The organism is Paenibacillus radicis (ex Xue et al. 2023) (genome assembly GCF_024722015.1).
Lineage (GTDB): Bacteria > Bacillota > Bacilli > Paenibacillales > NBRC-103111 > Paenibacillus_S.
The window spans coordinates 277,283-298,893 of the sequence record NZ_JANQBD010000004.1 but is presented as its reverse complement, the minus strand read 5'-3'; the positions used below and the strand labels follow the sequence as shown (position 1 = coordinate 298,893).

The 21,611-nt window shown below is 43.8% G+C and carries 20 protein-coding genes and 1 tRNA gene; 4 read left to right on the top strand and 17 right to left on the bottom strand.

Translation table 11 applies throughout. From position 1 onward, the window contains the following. Window positions 1-37: 37 nt before the first annotated feature. Window positions 38-109, bottom strand: a tRNA-Lys gene (locus NV381_RS07995). 152 nt (window positions 110-261) lie between these two features. Between NV381_RS07995 and NV381_RS07990 the strand changes: the two genes are divergently transcribed. Then, the gene (locus NV381_RS07990; RefSeq protein WP_258212735.1) at window positions 262-1,404 is read left to right on the top strand and encodes a GGDEF domain-containing protein; all 1,143 of its coding nucleotides are present in this window, start codon (window positions 262-264) and stop codon (window positions 1,402-1,404) included. Window positions 1,405-1,415: 11 nt separating this feature from the next. Here NV381_RS07990 and NV381_RS07985 read toward each other — a convergent pair whose 3' ends face one another. Next, window positions 1,416-1,622, bottom strand: coding sequence for a helix-turn-helix domain-containing protein (locus tag NV381_RS07985; RefSeq protein WP_258212734.1), 207 nt, complete (start codon window positions 1,620-1,622; stop codon window positions 1,416-1,418). Window positions 1,623-1,805: 183 nt separating this feature from the next. Here NV381_RS07985 and NV381_RS07980 point away from each other — a divergent pair, with 183 nt between their 5' ends. After that, window positions 1,806-2,210, top strand: coding sequence for a helix-turn-helix domain-containing protein (locus tag NV381_RS07980; RefSeq protein WP_258212733.1), 405 nt, complete (start codon window positions 1,806-1,808; stop codon window positions 2,208-2,210). A 99-nt stretch (window positions 2,211-2,309) separates the two neighbouring features. Here the strand turns inward: NV381_RS07980 and queC are convergent, their stop codons facing one another. The 4 genes from queC to NV381_RS07960 form a co-directional block, all read right to left on the bottom strand. Then, on the bottom strand, window positions 2,310-3,041 hold the full coding sequence (gene queC / locus NV381_RS07975; protein ID WP_258212732.1) for a 7-cyano-7-deazaguanine synthase QueC: 732 nt from the start codon (window positions 3,039-3,041) through the stop codon (window positions 2,310-2,312). 36 nt (window positions 3,042-3,077) lie between these two features. After that, on the bottom strand, window positions 3,078-3,803 hold the full coding sequence (locus tag NV381_RS07970) for a 7-carboxy-7-deazaguanine synthase QueE (protein WP_258212731.1): 726 nt from the start codon (window positions 3,801-3,803) through the stop codon (window positions 3,078-3,080). Continuing rightward, entirely contained in the window at window positions 3,784-4,266 is a 483-nt protein-coding gene (gene queD, locus NV381_RS07965) for a 6-carboxytetrahydropterin synthase QueD (RefSeq protein WP_258212730.1), read from the bottom strand. Before queD ends, NV381_RS07970 begins: the two co-directional genes overlap by 20 nt. 196 nt (window positions 4,267-4,462) lie before the next feature. Beyond that, complete coding sequence (locus NV381_RS07960) at window positions 4,463-5,566, bottom strand: hypothetical protein (RefSeq protein ID WP_258212729.1); 1,104 nt, start codon at window positions 5,564-5,566, stop codon at window positions 4,463-4,465. A gap of 252 nt (window positions 5,567-5,818) precedes the next feature. Here NV381_RS07960 and NV381_RS07955 point away from each other — a divergent pair, with 252 nt between their 5' ends. Further along, window positions 5,819-5,911 carry a YjcZ family sporulation protein gene (locus tag NV381_RS07955; protein ID WP_258212728.1) on the top strand — a complete coding sequence of 31 codons (93 nt, stop codon included), beginning with the start codon at window positions 5,819-5,821 and terminating at the stop codon, window positions 5,909-5,911. A gap of 250 nt (window positions 5,912-6,161) precedes the next feature. Here NV381_RS07955 and NV381_RS07950 read toward each other — a convergent pair whose 3' ends face one another. The 7 genes from NV381_RS07950 to NV381_RS07920 all read right to left on the bottom strand — a co-directional run bounded on the left by NV381_RS07950 (window position 6,162) and on the right by NV381_RS07920 (window position 14,484). Then, entirely contained in the window at window positions 6,162-6,959 is a 798-nt protein-coding gene (locus NV381_RS07950; RefSeq protein ID WP_258212727.1) for a Cof-type HAD-IIB family hydrolase, read from the bottom strand. Window positions 6,960-7,002: 43 nt separating this feature from the next. Then, window positions 7,003-7,761, bottom strand: a complete 759-nt coding sequence (locus NV381_RS07945; RefSeq protein ID WP_258212726.1) for a pseudouridine synthase — start codon at window positions 7,759-7,761, stop codon at window positions 7,003-7,005. A gap of 1 nt (window position 7,762) precedes the next feature. Then, entirely contained in the window at window positions 7,763-9,331 is a 1,569-nt protein-coding gene (locus NV381_RS07940; RefSeq protein WP_258212725.1) for an RsmF rRNA methyltransferase first C-terminal domain-containing protein, read from the bottom strand. A gap of 48 nt (window positions 9,332-9,379) precedes the next feature. After that, the gene (locus NV381_RS07935) at window positions 9,380-11,020 is read right to left on the bottom strand and encodes a hypothetical protein (protein WP_258212724.1); all 1,641 of its coding nucleotides are present in this window, start codon (window positions 11,018-11,020) and stop codon (window positions 9,380-9,382) included. A 1,064-nt stretch (window positions 11,021-12,084) separates the two neighbouring features. Next, window positions 12,085-12,516 (bottom strand): DUF309 domain-containing protein, encoded by a 432-nt coding sequence (locus NV381_RS07930; protein ID WP_258212723.1) that lies wholly within the window; start codon window positions 12,514-12,516, stop codon window positions 12,085-12,087. 53 nt (window positions 12,517-12,569) lie between these two features. Then, window positions 12,570-13,364 carry a GTP pyrophosphokinase gene (locus NV381_RS07925; RefSeq protein ID WP_258212722.1) on the bottom strand — a complete coding sequence of 265 codons (795 nt, stop codon included), beginning with the start codon at window positions 13,362-13,364 and terminating at the stop codon, window positions 12,570-12,572. A gap of 19 nt (window positions 13,365-13,383) precedes the next feature. Then, a complete protein-coding gene (locus NV381_RS07920; RefSeq protein WP_258212721.1) occupies window positions 13,384-14,484 on the bottom strand; it encodes a quinone-dependent dihydroorotate dehydrogenase in 1,101 nt (366 codons plus the stop codon). Between the two features lie 158 nt (window positions 14,485-14,642). On the opposite strand from NV381_RS07920, the gene NV381_RS07915 reads away from it, so the two are divergent. Next, the gene (locus NV381_RS07915) at window positions 14,643-14,780 is read left to right on the top strand and encodes a hypothetical protein (RefSeq protein WP_258212720.1); all 138 of its coding nucleotides are present in this window, start codon (window positions 14,643-14,645) and stop codon (window positions 14,778-14,780) included. Window positions 14,781-14,859: 79 nt separating this feature from the next. Here the strand turns inward: NV381_RS07915 and NV381_RS07910 are convergent, their stop codons facing one another. The 4 genes from NV381_RS07910 to NV381_RS07895 form a co-directional block, all read right to left on the bottom strand. Then, entirely contained in the window at window positions 14,860-16,323 is a 1,464-nt protein-coding gene (locus tag NV381_RS07910) for a L,D-transpeptidase family protein (protein ID WP_258212719.1), read from the bottom strand. A gap of 131 nt (window positions 16,324-16,454) precedes the next feature. Further along, window positions 16,455-17,192 carry an HD-GYP domain-containing protein gene (locus NV381_RS07905; RefSeq protein ID WP_258212718.1) on the bottom strand — a complete coding sequence of 246 codons (738 nt, stop codon included), beginning with the start codon at window positions 17,190-17,192 and terminating at the stop codon, window positions 16,455-16,457. A gap of 137 nt (window positions 17,193-17,329) precedes the next feature. Continuing rightward, a complete protein-coding gene (locus tag NV381_RS07900; RefSeq protein ID WP_258212717.1) occupies window positions 17,330-18,928 on the bottom strand; it encodes a stalk domain-containing protein in 1,599 nt (532 codons plus the stop codon). A gap of 25 nt (window positions 18,929-18,953) precedes the next feature. Then, window positions 18,954-21,587: a FecR family protein gene (locus tag NV381_RS07895; protein ID WP_258212716.1), complete on the bottom strand. Its 2,634-nt coding sequence runs from the start codon at window positions 21,585-21,587 to the stop codon at window positions 18,954-18,956. Between the last annotated feature and the right edge of the window lie 24 nt (window positions 21,588-21,611).

The following is a 21,611-nucleotide window of genomic DNA, read 5'->3' as shown; positions in this document are numbered from 1 at the left end:
TTACATTGAATTTGCTATTAGGTGAAACAATTGAAGATAGGCCCGGTGGGGGTCGAACCCACAACCTACCGGTTAAGAGCCGGTTGCTCTGCCATTGAGCTACGGACCTGTACATAAAAAGTATATTAACACAGGTTACGGATATAGTCAATTCCACGCTTCCAGTTTTTCTTCATACCATTAAATATCAATAAGACAAACCAAACGAATGTTTGCTATAATAGAGCTATCTGCATAAGAATGCGAGGTCAATTACGCACAATGAATGGTTTACGACTAGAGGACTTATGGTTAGGCCCACTCGGTGCCGTCGTTTCATATTTAATCATTTCGGTTATTTTGCTGCTTACATTGCTGGTTTCTATCCGACTATTAATGACACGCAGAAAAATCGGTTATTTCTCCATCATGCTCTCTTTGATCATTTTGATGGCGCAGCATTATCAATTAATTTATTTTGAACTGACACATTCAACAAGCGATTCAGCTTTTTATTGGGCAATGATGCTTAAGCTGTTTTCATTTCTCCTTGTTAACTTAGGAGTCTATCAGCTGTACAACCCAACTCGACTTAGAGACAGCATCGTGTTCGTCCTGTGCTTCGCAGTGACAGCGTTATTTTCTTTGAGCTATTGGTATATCCCTGAATGGCTGCAAGGAAGCAGCGACCAGATTCGCTTACTCCGGCCGCTTGGAATCGAACTATTCTTGTTTGTGCTTATATTCGTTAGTTTTCTTCTTGTGAATCCTCGCATCGGTCAAAATATCAAGTACCAACTTATGCTGACCTTATATTTCTGTACACATATGATACATATGGCGAATAGCTATGTTTTTGGTGGTGTGCAAACCGTACTAACCAAACTCGAGCAGATCATACCTATGGTGTTCCATATCGTACTGTTCTTGTTTATTTTCGAGCGTGTCATCGAGCTGATGCAAGCCATCTATAATTCTTCCATCAGGGATGGGCTAACTCAGCTGTATAATCGCAAGTACTTCTACAATCGGGTTCGACAGCATATCGAAGGGCGTATACAGGTGTCCGTGCTTTTCAGCGATATCGACAATTTCAAAAAGCTTAACGATACAAAAGGCCATCATATGGGGGATCAGGTGTTAAAGCAGGTAGCCAACATTATAAAAGAGGAAACCGATCAAATAGGCATTTGCGGCAGATACGGTGGCGAAGAAATGGTCGTTCTAGTTACGGATACAGAGACAGATGCCAGTAAGCTTGCAGAACGTATCCGAGCCAGAATCGAGGCGGAGACCATTGTAACTGTAAGTATGGGTTTGAGCCGTTACAGTAAGAACGTAACTGCCGACGAATTGATCAAGCAAGCGGACGAAGCCATGTATAAAGCCAAAACAAGCGGAAAAAACAAGGTCGTTGCTTGTTGATAAGTATGTTTTTATTCTATATCGAACAGAACTTCCAGGGGCTGATCCAGCAATTCACTCAGCCTCTTAGCTGTGGCCGGCCCTACTGATTTGACTGAGCGTTCCAGCAAACTTATGTAGGATGGGCTTAAGCCTGATCGCTTGGCTAAATCTCTTTGGGACAATCCTTTTACAATTCTTGCTTTCACAAAGGCGTTCGACTTCGTTGTGATTTTCATCTTAATGAAGTCACCCTCCTTTCAACTGTAATTGACAATTTCCATTATATCACTATTTTTTACTATTGCAACCACTTATGTTTACTTTTGAATACAAACTTATGAACGTTGAAATTACATATGTTTACTGTTATCATAATAATGTTAACCATTGTTTACTTCTAATTATGCAGGTGCTGCCTAATGAACTTTTATGAACAACTGCGCGATATGCGCAAATTAAAAGGCTTCACCATCAGAGAGCTGGCTGACCGGTCCGGAGTTTCTGCCGCTTACATCTCTCAGTTGGAAAATGGAAACCGCGGGGTTCCCTCGCCTGATGTGCTGATGAAATTGTCGGAAGGATTGAATACCCCCTACTCCGAGCTAATGGATATTGCAGGATACTTAGAGAAGCAAGGATTGGAGCATAATGAGCCTTACACCAAGCCACAAGTGAATCTACGGCGCTTTCTGCGTGAAAATGATCTGGTGTTCGATGGTATTGAGCTGTCTGATCAGGATAAGGAATGGATAGAGCGAATGTTGACCGCATTATTCTGGAAAGATAAGCGTAAGGAATATTCAAGCGAGAATAGCCAGGGCTAGTCAGTTTGGCGTTTGGCGTCATTAACTCGATTGAGAACATATAAAATACCCCTGCTTCATCCGAGGATGATATGCAGGGGTATTTTATATGTCTTCCGATTAACTCGATGGTAACTCACGGTATGCAATAGGATCTCTGACTCCTGCTTCAGCGAAGCCTTTCAGCCTTAAGCGGCAGCTGTCGCATACCCCACAAGCCTCTGACTGTCCATTGTAGCAGGATGTCGTTATTTGGTACGGTACATTCAACAAGGTTCCTTGGCGAATTATGTCAGCCTTGCTCCAAGTACTAAGCGGGGTTTTGATGCGAATGGGTCCACCTTCCACACCCACCCGTGTTGCCAGTGCCATAACTTCCTCCACTTTATGGATAAATTCCGGCCGGCAATCTGGATAGCCGCTATAGTCCAGCGCATTGACTCCTATATAAATCGCCTCAGCCCCGATAACCTCGGCATACGAGGTTGCAATGGAAAGAAACAGCAAGTTCCTCCCTGGTACGTAAGTGACGGGGACTTCTGAATCTTCTCTTGCTTTCTCTACCTCATCCACATTTGTCATATCTGGAACATCAATGCTTTCATCCGTTAGCGCACTGCCGCCGAACTCCTTCAAGAAGCCTAGGGTAATGACTTTATGTCTATTCTTCACTTTGTAATGCTCAGCCACTAAACGTGCATTGTCCAACTCGATTTTATGCCTTTGACCATAGTCGAACGTTATTGGGTACAGCTCGTAGCCTTCCTCTTGTGCAATCCCCATACAGGTTGTGCTATCCAGCCCACCGCTTAAAATAATAACCGCTTTTTTCGGTTCAAGTTTTGTAGTCATATTGCTTCACACCTTTTTCATGATTTACTAAGAAGACTAAACACCGCGGGCAGCCGGATCCCATATTATCTTGTGCAGCTGCATATTTAATTTGACATGGGATAGACCGTGGTCGAGCATGAGCTGAACCAGCTTGGCTGGCGGCATTGTCTCCCATACTGGGCTGAACAGAGGCAGCGCCTCGGTTGAATAATGCTCTAATACGCGGACAGCCTCATTAAAATCACGATCGCTTCCTATTACAAACTTTAGCTCGTCCTGCTTGCGCAGCTTTGCGAAGTTGGACAAAATCATTTTATCGGTCTCTCCGGAATCAGGAAGCTTGTAATCTACAATATACCTGACCAGAGGTGAGTCAATGCTGTCCATAAATGGAGAGACATCGATCGCACCATTCGTTTCGATATGCAGATCTGTCAACGTCTCGATTTGCAGCAGCGCTTTAATCAATGCCGCCGACTTGTCACCATATAGAAGCGGCTCTCCCCCTGTTAAACATATCCGAGTGGATCGATACTTACGTACTTCCTCTACAATCTCCCCGATTGTCATGACACGGTCCGCTTCCTCAGGAGGGTAACTATACTTCGTATCGCACCAGGTACAACGCAGATTACAACCGAATAATCGCACGAACACCGTTGGAAAACCGGCTCCAGTCCCTTCACCTTCTACGGTTTCAAAAATCTCGACCATCGGTAATTTGATGTTATTCGTATTCACAATAGCGCCCTCTTGCATTTTAACTTCCACCTGGTACATCCCCCATCATAGCCGCAGTAACCGCTGCATAGCTAGTCGGCGTTTCCCACAGTCTAACTTCCTCCAAACGTACTTTTGGATAAAGTGATTCCTCGCGCAAAGCCTGATCCAATTGTTCGTACATCCAGACTACCATATTTTCAGCAGTCGTATTCATTAAGGGCAGAACATCATTCAAATAACGGTGATCCAGAAGGTCCATGATTCGTTCCTTGGCAATTCTCTTAATATCGCCAAAATCAATCGAAATACCTCTTTCGTCCACTTTGCCGCGCATGATTACCTGCAGCTTATACGTATGGCCGTGCAAGCTTTTGCATTTTCCTTCGTAACAATGAAGATGATGCGCGCTGTCGAATGTAAACTCCTTGGAAACCAGTACTTCTTTATCATGATATTTAAGCTGGTCCTTACTTATATCCACACCCAATCGCTGTACTTTTGTTGGGATTTCATATTCCATTGTCATCTCACCTCTTCCTGCAAAAAAACAAACCTAATTATAGCATGGACACTTCATTTATCACAATAAGACAAAAAAACTCCGTGCCTGTCCGAAAGTCAGCTATCCCCTCCATCACAAGACGCATTATAGCGGTATGAAATGAAACAGGATCAGCCGGGTTTCTCGGCAAACTACGGAGTACTATTGTATTCTGTTAATGATAAGCCTCTGTTTCAAACATTAATTCTTCAAAAGGCTTGTTCTGAAACAACATGGTAACATTGAACGATTCAAATTCTTTTTCCTTGTCCAGCTCCTGCATCAGTAAAGTGCTAATGCATTCACGATCATCGGAATTACCCGGTTCCCGAAAATCGATAAATCCAGTTAGCTGCCTTGAGCTAATATCTATGGTAGCAGTGCCAATGGGCAATCCGCCGTATGATTGTTGGTAGATTTCATAGGTTAGAGTATCGCCGTCATCGCGAGCAAGTACGATTGTATAATCCTCATTCTCCAACTCCCCGTCAACGGTTTCCCATAAACTTTCTGTCTCGTTTCCAACTTCATCCTCGAACAGATCTTGATGGGTTAGCTCAATAGTTTCAATAATTTCCTTATCCCATTCCATATTAAGAACAAAGGTATCTACTTCATCCTCGTCAAAATCACTTACCAATAGATTAGCAACAGCTTCTATTTCATCCTCATCAGGCTCAAGCATCCAGGTCACAGTCCCGCTTACCTCACTACCAAGGATTCGGATCGATGCTTCGGCAACCAATTCCTGCAATTCATTATAAATATGATATTCAACTTTGTTACGAGACTCTGCTACAATCATCAACTCGTAAAAGTCATAGACTGAATCCTCTGCATCCGAATCACTCTGAAGAGGCACGGTGTCCGTATAAGCATTCATTACGTACTCATTTTGCTCCATTGGATCTTCATCCTCAAACCGTTCATTCTCCGGCCAATCAAAATCAAAATCATGATCCTCTTCCACATTATAAGCTCCAGTTTCCAAAGTATCCGTAGCAATGATATGGTCATATTTACTGTATGTAACCATTACATCGCAGGAATGAACCCCCAGAGCTTGAATCTGAAATTGGATATGCTCCTGTAGAAAAGCCATGACACGCTGCTTAGCATTACGAGGAAGGCTCTCCTCTTCCAATTGGATAGCCCCAGAAATGCGGTCTGCCTCGCGATATACCAGTGTCATGGTTCCAACAAACTGATCGTTCCACAGTATGTCGCTAACTTCTCCGCCTGTCGTCTTCAAATCCGGTCTGAGCATAACATCGGTCATTATTCTCGCCTCCAATGGACTGTATGGTCGCAGTGACTTTATAAACCATCTTTACTAGCGTGTCCTAATAAGCCCAAAAAGTATGCATAGGGGACAGGAGTCCATATCGATCAGAGGTATTTGTCATACTATAAAAGTAGACCGACAACCAAGTTAACTTAAATAATTAAGGCTTTAAACCACTGTTCTTCTAAACCTTTATTGCAGATTGTCTTGTTGATCGGTTAATACAAACAAATGGGAGGAATCAGCATGTCTGTAGTTGGAGGATTTCACACGAGCACAGGTGTTATTTTGGTATTGTTCATTTTGTTAGTCATTGTATCTCGTGCCGGCTTCCTGTAAACTTGCGATTAAGCGTCAATGAACTTCTGTAACTAAGTAAGGAAGCTTCTATCTCCTGACCTAACAGAACCCCACTTGGATAACAGCTTCGCTCTCCTTAAGGACATGTGCTTAGTCCAAGGTTTAAGCAAAGCCAATATAATGCCTTTTAATTAATAAAAAGACCGGTCACACGGCAATTACGCTGTGACCGGTCTTTTTCCTGCAGGAATGACTTGGCTGCTTGCAACAATTTTTAGAACAAGTCTCTTTAGACAATCCCTAATTTAACCAATGCCTTATAAACACCATTATCATTGTTAGATGAAGTAACAATATTCGCTGCAGCTTTTACTGCATCAGGTGAGTTCTCCATAGCTATACCCAAACCTGCATACTCAATCATTTCTATATCATTATAATAATTCCCCATGGCGATAATCTCCTCCCGGGGAATATTCCATTGCTGAGCAAGCTTTTCCAAAGCTTTACCCTTGGAAGCCTCCAAGCTCATCACGTCAATAAAATAATCACCGCTGCGAATATATTGAAGACCTTTCGGCATCTCCATCAGCCTCAAGTCGTTCTCTACATCATCCATTAGCTCTAAAGCTCCGAAGATCGTGAATTTGACAAGTGAATGGTTCAGAAGCAATACATCGCTAACCCTCTGGGGTTGAAGCATATATTTCTCATACATGCTTTCCTCCGTAGCACCTATTTTATCGACGTACATATCAAAAGCCGTATTTAAGTCAAAATGAACTTGTTTATCCCTGCAATAACGGATCACCGGTTCAATCTCGGTTAGAGAAAATCCACTCTCATGCAGCAAAATACAGCCTGGTGTTTGAATTGTCGCTGCACCATTATGGGTAATTAACACTCCCTCTAAACCTAACTGCTCCAAAATCGGAACCGCATTCCCCGGTCCCCTGCCTGTACAAAGTACTATTCTTATTCCTGAAGCATGTGCTTGCTGCAGCGCTTGCTTGGTAATGTCCGTGATTTCATAATTATCGTTTAATAGTGTTCCATCTACATCCAATGCAATCATAGAATATTTCAATTCCCTCAAGCTCCCCCATTGATCCCTTTGCCATAAACTCCTGTCAACTCAACCCTGACGTATTGTTAGCCTGCTGCAGTTCTTTGAGCTCCTCAGCAGTTAATTCCCGGTAGGAGCCCGCTTCCAAGTACTCATCTAGAAGAAGGGGCCCCATCGATATCCGTTTCAAGAAGACGACCTTTTTTCCAACAGATTGAAACATACGCTTCACCTGATGGAACTTCCCTTCCATGATCGTCAATTCGATCTTTGAAACCTCACCCGCAGCGGGCTCCCCAGATCTTAGAATAACCAGCTTCGCAGGCATCGTTACATATCCATCATCCAATGTCACACCTGCTGCAAAGGCATTTTTGTCCTCATCTGTAACCGTCCCCTCCACCTCGGCAAAATAAGTTTTGGGTACATGCTTGCGCGGGGACAACAAATTATGAGCAAGCTTGCCGTCATTCGTTAACAGCAGCAGTCCCTCTGTGTCTTTATCCAACCTTCCGACGGGAAATGGTTCAAATGTCTGGTATTCCGCAGCCAATAAGTCAATCACAGTACGGTCTCGAGAGTCCTCTGTCGCCGATATAACCCCCTGCGGCTTGTTCAGCATCAAGTATATAAACTCGCGGTAACGAACTCCTACTCCATTCACAGTAATTTGGTCTTGATCAGGATTGACCTGTATGCCGCCGTCTTTAACTGAACGACCGTTCACATAAACCGTTCCGGTTTTCATCATTCGTTTGATCTCACTGCGCGTACCGTGACCGGTATGCGCCAAAAGCTTTTCCAAACGTATCGTTTGCTTCATTCTAGGTCCACCTCCAACCGGCTGGATATTCATTTTTCAACATACCATCTAGCCATTTCCCCCAACCGACCGGATAACCGTCGATACATACAAGACAATAGCCTTTCAAGGGGATATCTGTATGGGATCTTATAACCCTTTCCTGGGGGATCTCCAAAGTTTCCCCCTTCAAATACCTGATTGCAGCGCCATCTCCTACTGATAACGAAACTGTCCGGACCACATCGGAAGCCTGCAGCCCCATTGCCAACGCATGCGAAGGCTCAAAACGCTGCTTGCGGAAGCTGCCCAAGTACCAGCCTGGACGAATGACACGGATCCCATTCAAATTAGGAAGGCCCTCTGGGGCAGCATAAACATGGTCTCCGTGCAGCGTAATAGTGCCTATGGCTACGTTTGGTGCGTGCTCTGCCATGAATTGATACAGCAGCTGCAAATCAACGGCAAGCTGGCCTTTCACCTTAACTGACGGACGAGAGCCTTCAGTGCCGCGCTGCTTTCCAGCCTTAGCCTGCTTACTCACTTTCATTGCTTCAAACCTGCCAGATTCTTCTTGCAGCATCGGATTCTCATCAACCAATTCATCCTCATCACCGATTGAATATTCAAGTACCGCAGCAAAATGACCTTCTCCCTGCAGCAAATGCGGCCATAATCTCACTGTACCCTCAACAGCCTGCTTGGAGCGTTCGGAAATATGAGGCGCTGTGGCTTTCTCAAACTCCTCGATCCTGCTACCCGCAGTCACATCAACCCAAGCCGGTACACCGGAACGAAAACCATGTTCTGGAACAATCGGCAATACCTTAAATCGCGGATGTGCTTCGAGAAACTCAGCTATCATTGCTTCATTTTCTTCTGGAGAGAACGTACAGGTAGAATAAACGATCCGTCCTCCTGCTCGCAGCATGACAGCAGCTTGTTTAAGAAGCTCTCGCTGCATCTCTGCATACTTCTTCACCCAATCGGGCTGCCAAGCCTTGGCCATATCCTCTTCCTTACGGAACATGCCTTCCCCTGAACACGGGGCATCGATCAGAATTTTATCAAAATAGCTTTCGAAAGGCCTCTGCAGCTTTTCAGGCTGCTCATTAAGCACAACTGCGTTTCGTACGCCGCTCAATTCTATGTTCTTTACCAATGCTTTCACTCGATCTGAATGAATATCGTTAGTTACCAGAATGCCTTGACCCGCCAGCTTCGCTGCAATTTGCGTCGATTTACCTCCTGGTGCCGCACATAAATCGAGTACCCGCTCACCGGGATGAACGTCCAACAGCTCGACCGGTGCCATTGCACTTGGCTCTTGTATATAGTACAAGCCCGCATGGTAGTACGGATGCTTGCCGGGCCGATCCGCTTCGTTATAGTAGAACCCTGTCGGTGTCCAAGTAATCGGCTTTAATGGTAAAGCTGAGATGGAAAGAAATTGCTCTACACTCGTTTTCAACGTATTTATCCGCAGCCCATACCACCTGGTATCCTCATAAGAAGCAAGAAAAGCCGAATATTCTTCACCCAGCATACGCTCCATTTTAGTTAAAAAAGCTTCAGGCAACTGACTGCCCATATTCGTCCAACTTTCCGCATCTTATTTTACACTAAATACCTGTTCCAATTAATTCCACTGAAAAAAATACATCTTATCGCCTTCAGGCTGCTTTTGATAACGTGCCAACCAATGTCCGCTCAGCAGGCTAAACTTATTATTGTCCCAATTATATTTCTTGTAGTTCAAAGCCGCTACTACCAGATCAGGTCGGGTTAACGAACTTACGAACATCCTTTTCATTCCTTCATCCTCATAGATTACAATATCCTCGTCTTCAAGCAATTGGACCTGGTAAGACGTCTTCCAACGGGTCATGTAATAATTGTTTTCCAGAAGATTTACAAATACTTGCTCTTGATTGGATGGTACTAAAGCACTGAGCGTTACTTTACCGAACAGAATATCTTTCTTATCCCAATTGTCAGGAACATCCGTTTTGCTAAGCATTGTCATCGAGCCTGTACTCATATCGCCCAGCAGCCAGCCTAACGTCTTTTTGTAGGGCTGTCCATTACCGTTCATCGCGACTATGAATTTATGCAGCAGTACCGTTTTCTTGCTTTCGCTGTAGCCTCCGAATTCAAGCCTTTCCTTCGCATCCTTAGATAAGCTGAAACGCTTTGTTGGATTCCCTTGTTTATCTATCATTTGAACGCCATTAGGTAAAAGCAGCGATTGCTTATCGCCCATCATTACATTTTCCGGCAAACGGTCGTAAGTAAAATTATAATACATTATTTTTCCTTGCACATCCATCCCAACCTCAACAAAGCCCTGCTCACTAAGTAACGGTTGGCGTACCATTCCTGTACTCAGGTCGATCCACGACACATCATTCTGATAACGCGAAGTACTATATAAGGCAATACCGCTGTTCACCAATAGTTCAAAATACTCTCCAGCCTTGACTTCATTCGAGCCTTCTATAGCCTGCCTAATCTCACCCGTACTCAAATCATAGCTTGAGATTCCATTTCTGCTATCTCGGACGAGCAAATGTGATTTGTCAGGGGCAAGCTGGGAGCTATAAATAATCGGCGGCTTACCGCCATTTACAGCTTTATACGAATAACGAAATAATTCCATTACAGGTGTTATTGTCTTATGTGTAAAATTAAATTTATTGACCAAATAAACCCACTCATCATGCTCATTCTTTACAGTTGTGTATAGAAACTCATCCCCTGATAAATAACCGCTTAGTCCCGACGATTGCAGCCCGGCCTCCAGTTGTTCACCATTAGAATAAGTAAATCCTATCGGTTCTACGAGCATTTGTTGTGTTTGCGGATCGGCAGATACAAGATCTACCTGCACCCAGGCATTACTACCCTCCAGCTGCTGCCGTTGTACCAAATAATCCATTCGTATTCCATCTGGAGCCGCATATTGTCCTTGTACATGCCCTTGCTTGGCAAAAAGCTGAATTCCCTTGTTTATTTTGGACTTGTTAACCTGCAGGGAGCCAAAGTTGTGTTGTGGCAATTCAACATTGGAAGCTTTGAAATCTTCCGCTGCTTTATAGCTGACGGGTGCAGTAATTAGCTTGGCAGAACTCGCCTTTCGTTCGGATGTTTCAATAGGGTTAACCAATAACGTTTTCCATACAGGGTATGAAAAAACAACGAAGCTTGCCGCACATAGCACAGCCAGCCCCAATGCGAACCAAATGAAAGGTTTTTCTGCTTTTCTGATGTTGAGTTTCATAACGTATTCCCCGCAGTCTGTTCAAAGAATCACTCTACGTTGTAAGCGTAATGAAGTATTCCACAACTCTGTAAAAAATCCTTCATTTAAAGACCTGAGCAAAAAAGGTATTTCATTCCTCATAAGAAAAGATTCTATTCGAAGCCATCTCGATGAAGATACATTCGTGTCCTAGAGGCGGATTTTCTTGCAATATTAGAAAGGTGAACCTCCGGTCGGTTCAAAACTTATACATCCACTTTAAAAACATTCACTGAGCCGGTGCTTCCGGCTCCCGCCCCCGCCCCATAGCATATAGAGAATGATAAGCGATAGGGGGCTTGCATTACGTGAGATTGAACGTCAGTCCGCTGATATTAACGAAACCTGGTACCTCTTAGCAGACATAATCGTTCCGCTATAGCATGGAAAGTACAAAAAACAGAGAGATAACGGAACAGCTGCTTCCGTTACCTCTCGATATGTGCATAATATTCATCATTCGGCCCAAATAGTGGAATCCGGCTTCCGCTATCGTCTTAAAATGGATGCAACAGATTAAATAACGGAATTTCCTGTTCCGTTCAGGACCGGACGGAAATCGAACGTACCAATGTGCGCTTTCGTACATTGCTACGTCTGGATGGATGGTTGTGCGACTCCAGCCACTTATTGAAGTGGTGTTCCTACGTGGCTTGGAAGCAGCCGCAGGAATACAAATTTGCCCCACATAGTCATACTCTGAATACAATGGGATCCGATTAACCAGAATCAACTACCACAAAGCGGCACAAATCCCCTCAGTATTCCCTCGCTTGTGGAATAACTGGAAAATCTCCATCTAATCTCCTCAATTTTACTCATAATTCTGATATAACTGGAATTTCCGGAGCTAAATCAGAACATATCCCAGTTTACGGGGTATTCCATCCCAAATAGAGGTATATTTTCCAGTAAAATAATCTTTTCCGGCAATAAAGTCAAAATTAGCGGGATGTTTTCCAGCTAGTACTGCTGCCATACAATAATATTCGGCAATTACTCTAATGATCAAAGGCACTGATTTGGAGTAAAGTCCAATTTTATTATTCTTCCTCATGACTTACTTCAGGCGGATTCAGTGTAAGCTCTGCGACCAGTTGAGCTAGTTCTGGATCTGTTATATGTATATCCAAGTCATAAAATGCAAACGGCTCCTGATCCAGCCGCTCCAAGCGCTTCAGATAAGCCTTACTGTCTAGGATCAACTGTTCCAAATCAATGCCAAGCCGCGGCTGCTTGGAGTGCTCAAGCTTCTCCAGCGCTGCTGTATACAGCTTAATGGCTCCGCTCACATTACCGTTCCTGTAATGGTACAGGCCTACTGCAACCTGCAGAAGGCCTTGAAATATAGGAGCTCTGCCTTCCTCCAGCCAAAGCTCCTCCATAACTTCATGACACTCGAAATAATCCCGCTCCACATTAAAGTAATAAATAAACTTTACATAAAGCAGGTCATATGGCTGCTCTCCTATCACGGTTTCACCTCAATTATTTCGGACAGGATAAGCGCAGCTGCCTCTTCAAGCAGTTACCCTTTTTTGGCCCGTGCAATAGCCTCATCAATTTCAGCGGACAGCTCTTTGAGATACCTAACGTCATCAGTCTCCCAATGCTCGTTGAAGCGCAGCTGGAATTGGGCTGCCTCTCTTACTCGATAGTAGAAATAGAGCTCCTGAATTCCATTTAATACCCGGGAAATAATATTCGAATTATCATCAAATAACTGCTGCGCTTCCATAATTTCATCACGGATACTGCTCATTTCCTGGTCAAGCAAATAGGCAGCTTCGGCAGCTTTGCTAAGCCGCTTAATCACTTCCTCCGGCAGGCTCTCCCGGTATTTATAATTAAGCGAATGTTCTATTGTAGCCCAGAAATTCATAGCAAGTGTCCGGATCTGAACCTCAGCCAACACTCTTTTCATCCCAAGTGCTGTTTGCACCGGATATTCTACTATCATGTGATAGCTTCGGTATCCGCTCGGCTTCTTATTAGTGACGTAATCCTTCTCATAGACTAGTGTCATATCCTCACGCTTACGGATCAGCTCAGCCAGACGCTCTATGTCCTCAACAAACTGACACATAATACGTATGCCAGCAATATCCTCAATGCCTTTCTCCAATTGCTCACTAGGAACATTCAACCTTTTCGCTTTTTCCAAAATACTTGAAACTTTCTTAACCCGCCCGGTTACGAATTCAATTGGAGAATATTCCTCTCTGCTTTTCAATTCACCGCGTAATGTTTTAAATTTAACCTTCATTTCCTCAACAGTTTGTTCATAGGGTAACAGGAATTTTTTCCAGTCGCGTCCATCCATCCAAGTTCCTCCATTCTTACTAACGCCGGTGTGCAGAACCGACCGCATCCGTTATATGGCTGAATCCATCCTTCCGCAGAAGGTTTAGTAATCCCTCATTCAAGTTTCGAATTAATCCAGGTCCTTCATAAATGAGTGCCGTGTAAATTTCTACCAAGCTTGCACCGGCACATATTTTGTCATAAGCGTCCTTCGCCGTGAAAATACCTCCCGATCCGATAATCGGCAGCTTTCCTTCAGTGGCTGCATATATCGAGTGGATCAGGCGAGTCGAGCGTTCGGTGAGCGGTCTGCCGCTTAAGCCGCCCATTTCTCCTTTATGCTGATGAGTCAAACCATCTCTTGAGATCGTCGTATTGGAGGCAATGATGCCCGAAACACCGCTATTCACAATAGTTTGGACCATGTACATAACTTCTTCCTCTTGAAGATCCGGTGCAATCTTCACAAGAACGGGCTTGGCTGCCCCTCCTTTTTGTTGATGCTGCAGCTTCATTTCCGCTTGAACAGCGTTCAGTAGTCTGGATAAATCGTCACCGTGCTGCAAACTTCGTAAATCCGGCGTATTCGGCGAGCTGATATTCACTACGAAGAAATCGCCATAATCGTAAAGCCGTTTAATGCAAGCTCGGTAATCATCCTCCGCATGCTCATTTGGTGTAGCCTTGTTTTTCCCGATATTAACGGCTACTGGTATAGATCGCTTTCCCGATTCTTGCAAATGCTGCGCCATCGTTTCGATCCCTACATTATTAAAGCCCATACGGTTGATCAGTGCTACGTCCTCTGGCAGACGGAACAATCGCGGAAGCTCATTGCCAGCCTGCGGCTTTGGAGTAACCGTGCCAACTTCCATAAACCCAAAGCCTATGCTCGAAAAGCCTGTGACAGCTTTCGCATTTTTATCCAAACCCGCAGCCAACCCAACAGGATTAGCAAAAGGAATTCCCCACAATTCGGTTCTCAATTCAGGATACTCCGGTACCGCGTACAATCCTCTCAGCAGCGCCCTTCCTCCTGGTAATTTTGTAGCCGTGTGAAGGCCATCTATTGTAAGATGATGTGCCTTTTCAGGATCCATTTGAAATAAAATCGGCTTAACTATTTTTTTATAAAGCATTATGTCTCTCCCCCACGAACGATAAGTTGCTCTCTTTGAACAGTTTATCGTTTTATGCAGGAAAAATAAAGAGGACATGTCTTGTAAAATCATCTACGCAATGGGTTACATTATGATAAAATATTCCTAAATCCACTTAAAAGGCAGGGCTGATCCCTATGCAGCGTAAAAAACCAACTTATTTGCAGCAGCGTAAACCAAAAGATGAGATCAACAAAAAACTTTTAATTTGGGTGGGCTGCGTATTCGCGGCAATAATTATTGCCATGACCGTATTATTGCTATTGAATAAATAATGCTCTATCGTTCAATTAACATCAAAAACAAAGAAGGACGTCAGGTTTTGTCACCTGATATCCTTTTTTTTGTGGTGGATTAATCTAACCATTTGTATACTTTACCAGGATTCGTTTCATTGCTGTTAAGCGGCAGGCGGAACACAGGCTCCCCTCGCTTGACTTCAGACGGCAAAAGGCCTTTTCCGATCGTCACAGAGGTGCCTAATGGAGCCATGTCAAACAATTCCTCAACATCCTCCTGCAGCATGCGAATACAGCCTAATGATTGGTCCTTCTCAATACTTGCCGGCTTATTAGTTCCATGGATGGCATACAGCGTATCTGAAAGCGTCATACCTCTGCTGCCGAAGTCGCCATTGGATTTTCCGTTCGGATTCCTGACCTTTTCCGATATCTCGAACGTGCCTTCAGGTGTTTTATTAGCTCCAAGGCCTACCGGATAGCTGCGTACAATCATTTGACCGCTTATAACTGCCAATCGGTGGTTAGTTTTATCAACTACAATCCGAATCGGTTCCGTCAACGGCTTCATAAGCCCGCTTACGCTTGATAATGAATTAGGAGAACCAGGCGACCCAGAACCTATGCCCGCTGTTTCAGGCACAGAGCTTGGAGTAATTGCAGCTGGATTCTTCCCCTGACGGTCAGGTGATTCTACAGCGAGTTGTTCTTTCTGCTGATCATACAGCTGCTGCATGAAAGGTGTAATGCCTGGCAGTACATTTTGTGGATATGGCTGATTCAATGCTTGCAGCTCTTGAGGCGGTTGACCATTTTTACGTGTATATGAGGCTATGGCTGAACGAAGAACGAGCTCCTGCTCTCGTTGTCCAGCCCAAGATTGATAAATTGCTTGTGCTTTTGCGGAATCAGTAGGCTGACAACTGCAGCTCTCCGCATCATGATAGTAGATTTGCTGTTGAGCGGCATCCTGTTTGCCTTCGACAGAAAGCAATAAATCCGGCGGTTTCAGCCATGAAATCCACTTACCGTCATCAGTTGGCTTGCCATAAGCCAATATCGCGTAGCTGTTCAATCTTTCCTTAATCAACATTTCCTGCAGTGCTGCACCGACGTTTTCTTTGCTTTTACCGGCCGTCACATAATACACCTTGGTTTGTTCAACCATCGCCGCGCTAACATCCTGGGGAAGTGATGGAACACTGGGTAATGGAAGTGAGCTCGGTTCAAATGGTGGTGAATAGGCAATCGCTGCCAATGCCAGTGTCGTTAGAGCAGCTATACGGATGCGATTAAGCCAGCGTTTCCTCATCCCCTTACGTTCCCATTGCTTTAATGATTGGAGGGATTCCAAAGAAACAGGTATAGCTTTATTCTCAAAGGCTTCGTAAACCTCTCCTGCTTGTGAAAAGCAATACAGAGCTTTACCTCGTTTACCTTGAGCATCATATTCACGACCTAGCAAATACCAGGCCATTTTATTATTCGGGTGCTCGCGCACGTATTTTTTTAAGTGAAGTGGATCTTCTTGATGCTTAAAAAATTGTCGAAGCTGCTCCTCATGCTCTTTTCCTTTCATCCAATCCCTTCCTTCCACCCTTACCTCTTACTATCGGCTTCTTTTTCAAAATTTTTTAGGGCAGAAAAAAACACCACGGTATCAAGGGACCTGGTGCAAAAAAAATTTTAACATGTATTCAACTAAAAAACTTATTCCACCGGTGCAACAAAGGGTCTTACTTCAAACTCATCCTTTAAATAATTTCGTGTGTGCATAACGGTTTCGAAGGCCTTTACAACCTGGGGATCAAAATGCGTTCCTTTGCACCGAATAATTTCATTTACTCCATCCTTGTAGCTTCTTCCCTTGGCATAAGGACGATCTGTAGTCATAGCGTCAAAAGCATCTGACACAGCGACTATCCTGGCATAAAACGGTATTTCCTCTCCTTGCAGCCCTTCCGGGTAACCGGATCCATCCATCTTCTCATGGTGATACATCGCAACCTCAGTCGCTTGAATCATCCGTTCTTCCGGCTGCATCTTGGATAATATTCGGGCACCGATGGTTGTATGGGAAATCATAATCTGGAATTCCTCTTCATTCAGGCTATCGGCTTTTAGCAGCACCCGATCCGGAACACCAATTTTACCAATGTCATGCATCAAGGCAGCCCTGTAGAAATGCTTGCATTCAATTTCCGATATTCCCAATTCCCTCGCGACCCATAAAGAATATAGCCCCACTCTAGAAGAATGACCTGCCGTATAAGGATCGCGGGAATCCAGAGCTAATACTAGCGAATGAATAACGCTAATTGAAAAAGGATCATTGATTTCAGTCATACCCTTCTTCAACTCATCCGTCGATTCCAGTAATAGTGAGAGCTCCTTATTCCGCTTCTCCAATTCTTCCACTCGATTCTGCAGCTCTTGCATACTGGACATTCGATCCCGCCTCCAACCTAGTGGGCTTTTGACTTCTATCATAATCCAAAAGACCTATGATGTGAAGAGCAGAACCTTCTGCTATCCAACATTATAGGTCTTTCAATAACGAAACCTCATACAGCTATAGACGTTTATTAACGAAGAATAGCAGTCCTTGCGGCCTCATACCACTGGACATTCAATCCGATTTGTTCAGCGAAGAAACGAACGGGAACAAATGTAGTATCGTCCTTAATGTAAGGTGCAGCATCGGTTTCCTTCATAACTGCATCTTTTCCTTCTACTGTTTTTTTAATACCTGTTTTATCGATATACAATTCAATGGCAACCCCGTCTTTTGACAGCTGAACACTGCGTGCTGCTTCATTAAAGGTTACTTTGTAGCCCAATGTTTCTGTAATCGCTCTGACCGGAACCATCGTTCTGCCGTCTTTAATTTCAGGCTTCACATTAAATTCAATCAATTGCGAGCCGTAAGCCACCTTCACTTCATTATCCTTTGGAAGATTGGCTGGCAGTTTATAGAGACTTATCTTTCGAATCTTATTATTACCAGAATCTGCCACAAGGATACTTCCATCCTGTTGCACGGCTACGTCGGAAGGATTTCTTAACTGAGCGCTGCGATCTCCTCCATCCGCTTCTCCTCCACGAAGATTTGCAGCTCCTGCAATGGTGGACACTTGACCGTTCAGTAGATAGCGAATCGAATGATTATGGCTATCTGCAATTAGAAGTCCGCCTTCATCCGTTACTGCGATACCTTGAGGAGAGTTAAACAAAGCTTTATTAGCAGGTCCATCGGCATAATCACCGGCAGCATATAGATCTGACTTTCCATACAAACCCGTTTTGGCATCATTTAAGCTGCTGCCCGCCACCGTCGTTACCATGTTATTCTGCAAATCGATATATCGGATTCTTTGATTCCCTGTGTCACTTACATACAGGTTTCCTTTGCTGTCCAAAGCAAGCCCTGTAGGTTCGTTAAACTTAGCAGATGCCAGGGCACCGTCCGCAAAATCACCGGATTGAATCACTTGTCCAGGCGTAACCTCAATGAGTCTCCCTGACAAGGAATTTAATGTCTTAACCTGCCCGGTTGGACTAATACTGCGAATCAAATGATTCAAAGTATCGGCAACATAAACAGTTCCATTTGCTGCAACAGCTACATCAGAAGGATTGTAGAAGCTAGCCTCCATCCCTGCAGCATCCTTCATTCCGATTAAGCCGTTACCGGCAATAGTTGTTACCTGACCGGAAGGTGTAATTTTACGGATTGCATGGTTCGCCGCATCAGCAACGATGATGTTTCCTTGACTGTCAATCGCAAGGCCAGCAGGGTTTTGGAAAAATGATGCATCCGTACTACCATCATATCTTCCACCTTCAGGAAAACCTTTAATATCTTTTTTCAAACTAAGACCGGCGTAGGTGGTTACTTGATTGTCCTTGACCAAACGCAGCAAATGATTGCGAGTGTCAGCAACAAGCTGAGCACCGTTAGGCAACACAACGATACTGGACGGGCTTCGGAATGATGATGACAAAGCGGCCCCGTTCTCTGCGCCGAAATCACCGATTCCTGCTACTGTTTTGACATCAGTTAATATCTGGTCATTGCTTCCCTTAACGCTATCTGAGGATAATGATGCTCCCCATGCTGTCGTACTGCTCATCAGTACAGATACTATAAGGCTCAGAGCAACGAGCTTACTTACTTTTTTCATATGGTTCCCCTTCCCGAATCATACCCTACTTAGTTACTGTAATCGATTTGGGAGTTGTAAACTCCGCAACAGTAGCACCGTTCTTATTAACAACCTTGACATAAATAAGATCTACATTCGTTGGACCCGTTGCATTGGGAGAGAAGGTTAATGGAATTGAAACCAAAGCCTTTGTCCCAACTACTGTAATATTTTTAACCTCTGCTGTTGAATTAGTTGCTTCAAACTGAGAAGCTGCATAGACCAATTCTGATTGCGTACTTACATTATGCTGCTTCAATGTTTCTGCTGATTTATCCGCCCCGTCAAATACGGTATTCGGTACGTCTTCAAGCTCTATTGGGCCTTTGTAGCTTAATGTGTTGTTATATACCAGATGAGCTTGAATCGCATAAAACTCCTTATCCGACAAGAAATTTTTCATAGACAATTGCAATGTAACGGTATTGGCATCTTTGCTTACCTGAGTTAACGTAATATCCGTTATTTGAACAGTAATGGTCGGAATAGTAATGGATGCACTGAGCCTGCCTCCAATTTCAGCACGTGCCGTCAAATTATAGACTCCATCAGGTAGAGTTAAAGTGAATACGGAAGGTGCATCCCCTTTGCCCACAAGAGTAGATACAATGGTTTCACCATTCAGAATTTGGATGTTGGAGTTTGCTGCCGCCGTTAGCTTTACTTCAACATTTCCTGTTGTATTGGTTGTTACTGCTGTCGGACTAACCAGTGCGGGCGGCTGCACAATATTATCCGCTATTTGAACGGTAACTGTCGGAATAGCAACCAATGTACTATATCTGCCTCCAAATTCTGCACGAGCCGTTAAATTATAGACTCCATTTGGAAGAGGTAACGCGAATATTGTTTGCGCATCTCCTTTACCGCCAAGAGTAGACACAATGGTTTCACCATTCAGGATTTGGATGTTGTAGTTTGCTGCCGCCGTTAGCTTTACTTCAACACTTCCTGTTGTATTCGTTGTTACAGCCGTTGGACTAACCAGTGCGGGCGGCTGTACAATATTATCCGCTATTTGAACGGTAACTGTCGGAATAGCAACCAATGTACTATATCTGCCTCCAAATTCTGCACGAGCCGTTAAATTATAGACTCCATTTGGAAGAGGTAACGCGAATATTGTTTGCGCATCTCCTTTACCGCCAAGAGTAGACACAATGGTTTCACCATTCAGGATTTGGATGTTGTAGTTTGCTGCCGCCGTTAGCTTTACTTCAACACTTCCTGTTGTATTCGTTGTTACAGCCGTTGGACTAATTAGTACAGGCGGCTGTACTACAGTATTGCTCGGCCTGGATGAACTGCCACCTGGTGAAGGTGACGGACTACTTGGCGTTGTTGTGGTTGTTTCATTGCTCGAGGAGTTCTCCTTCTCAGCCTGCTTGCTTGTGTATTCAGCTTCCGCTTTTTGTTTAGCTTCTTCAATTGCTTTTTTATTTTCTTCTTCAATTCGTTTTTTTTCTTTTTCCATACTTTCTAAGATCGCTTTTAATTTTTCCAACTTTTCCTTTTCAAGCTTTAGCCTCGCTTCTAACTCAGCTTGCTTTTTTGCATTTAATTTTTCAAGCTCCGCTTTTTTTAATTTTTCTTTCTCAGAGTCTACACCCGCAGTCTTATCCAAAGGCGCTACTTTATCTAAATCCAGCTTTTTAGTTGCATCATTAATTTGGTTGTTGGCATCCGAAATGATAGCCTTCATTGCATCCGGAGTAATTTTATTTTGCGCCAATGCAGCTAAGGCAATATTTCCAATAAGGTTATCCAAGTTTTTAGCGACTTTATCCAGCTCTGCCGTATCCTTGATCGTCAGTGAAGATTCACCTGTATTGGAATTACCGTTCTCTTCAATCTCTTTTTTCTTAGCAGCAATAAATTGTTGATTTTCTTGATCTATAAGAGATTTATTAAGAATAAGAGCTTTAATGACTTCCGGGGATGCTGTCTGTACAAAGGTATTAATGTCAATAATATCGACTTTAAAATCCAAATCCTTAACTTCATCCCTGCTGTCAAGATTTAACTGTTGGGATGGCAGCAAGATCGTGTTAGTCGTTTGCTGGGTGCCATCTTGCCCATTGTTTGTAGTTGTTGATGCATCAATCTTTCCTGCCGCCAGAAACACGGTCATAATTCCAGTTTCCGGATTAATCGATACGCCTAATTGCGTTCCACGAACACCCATGACAGCTGTTGGAGTCTCAACTTCAAATTCATCCTCCGAGCTAACCAGGGATTTAACCTTAACCCACAATGAGCCTGCCCATGACTTTATTTTGGACGTTTTCCCGGCCCCTTGTTCAGACAGCTCCGCAATGCTGATTTCCGCATTCTCGCTTATCGTAATCTCGTCTTCGTGGTCGGCAATTTTTAATACTGCCGAGGAGCTTGCTCCAGTAATAATGACATCGCCTTCGTTTAAGCTCATATCTTTGTAGGCTGTGTATGATTTGGAGCCTCCTGCCTTTTTGACGCTAACGGTGCCATTAGCAGCAACTATTATTGCAGCTCGAGTTGATTTTGCTTCTGCTGGCTTGGCTAGTGCTGTTGATAACAATGAAAACACCATGCAAAATGCAACAAATAGCGACAAAAATGATTTCTTTTCACCCATCCTCATCCGCTTTGAATGTCCCACATTAAATCTCCTCTCATCTCTATC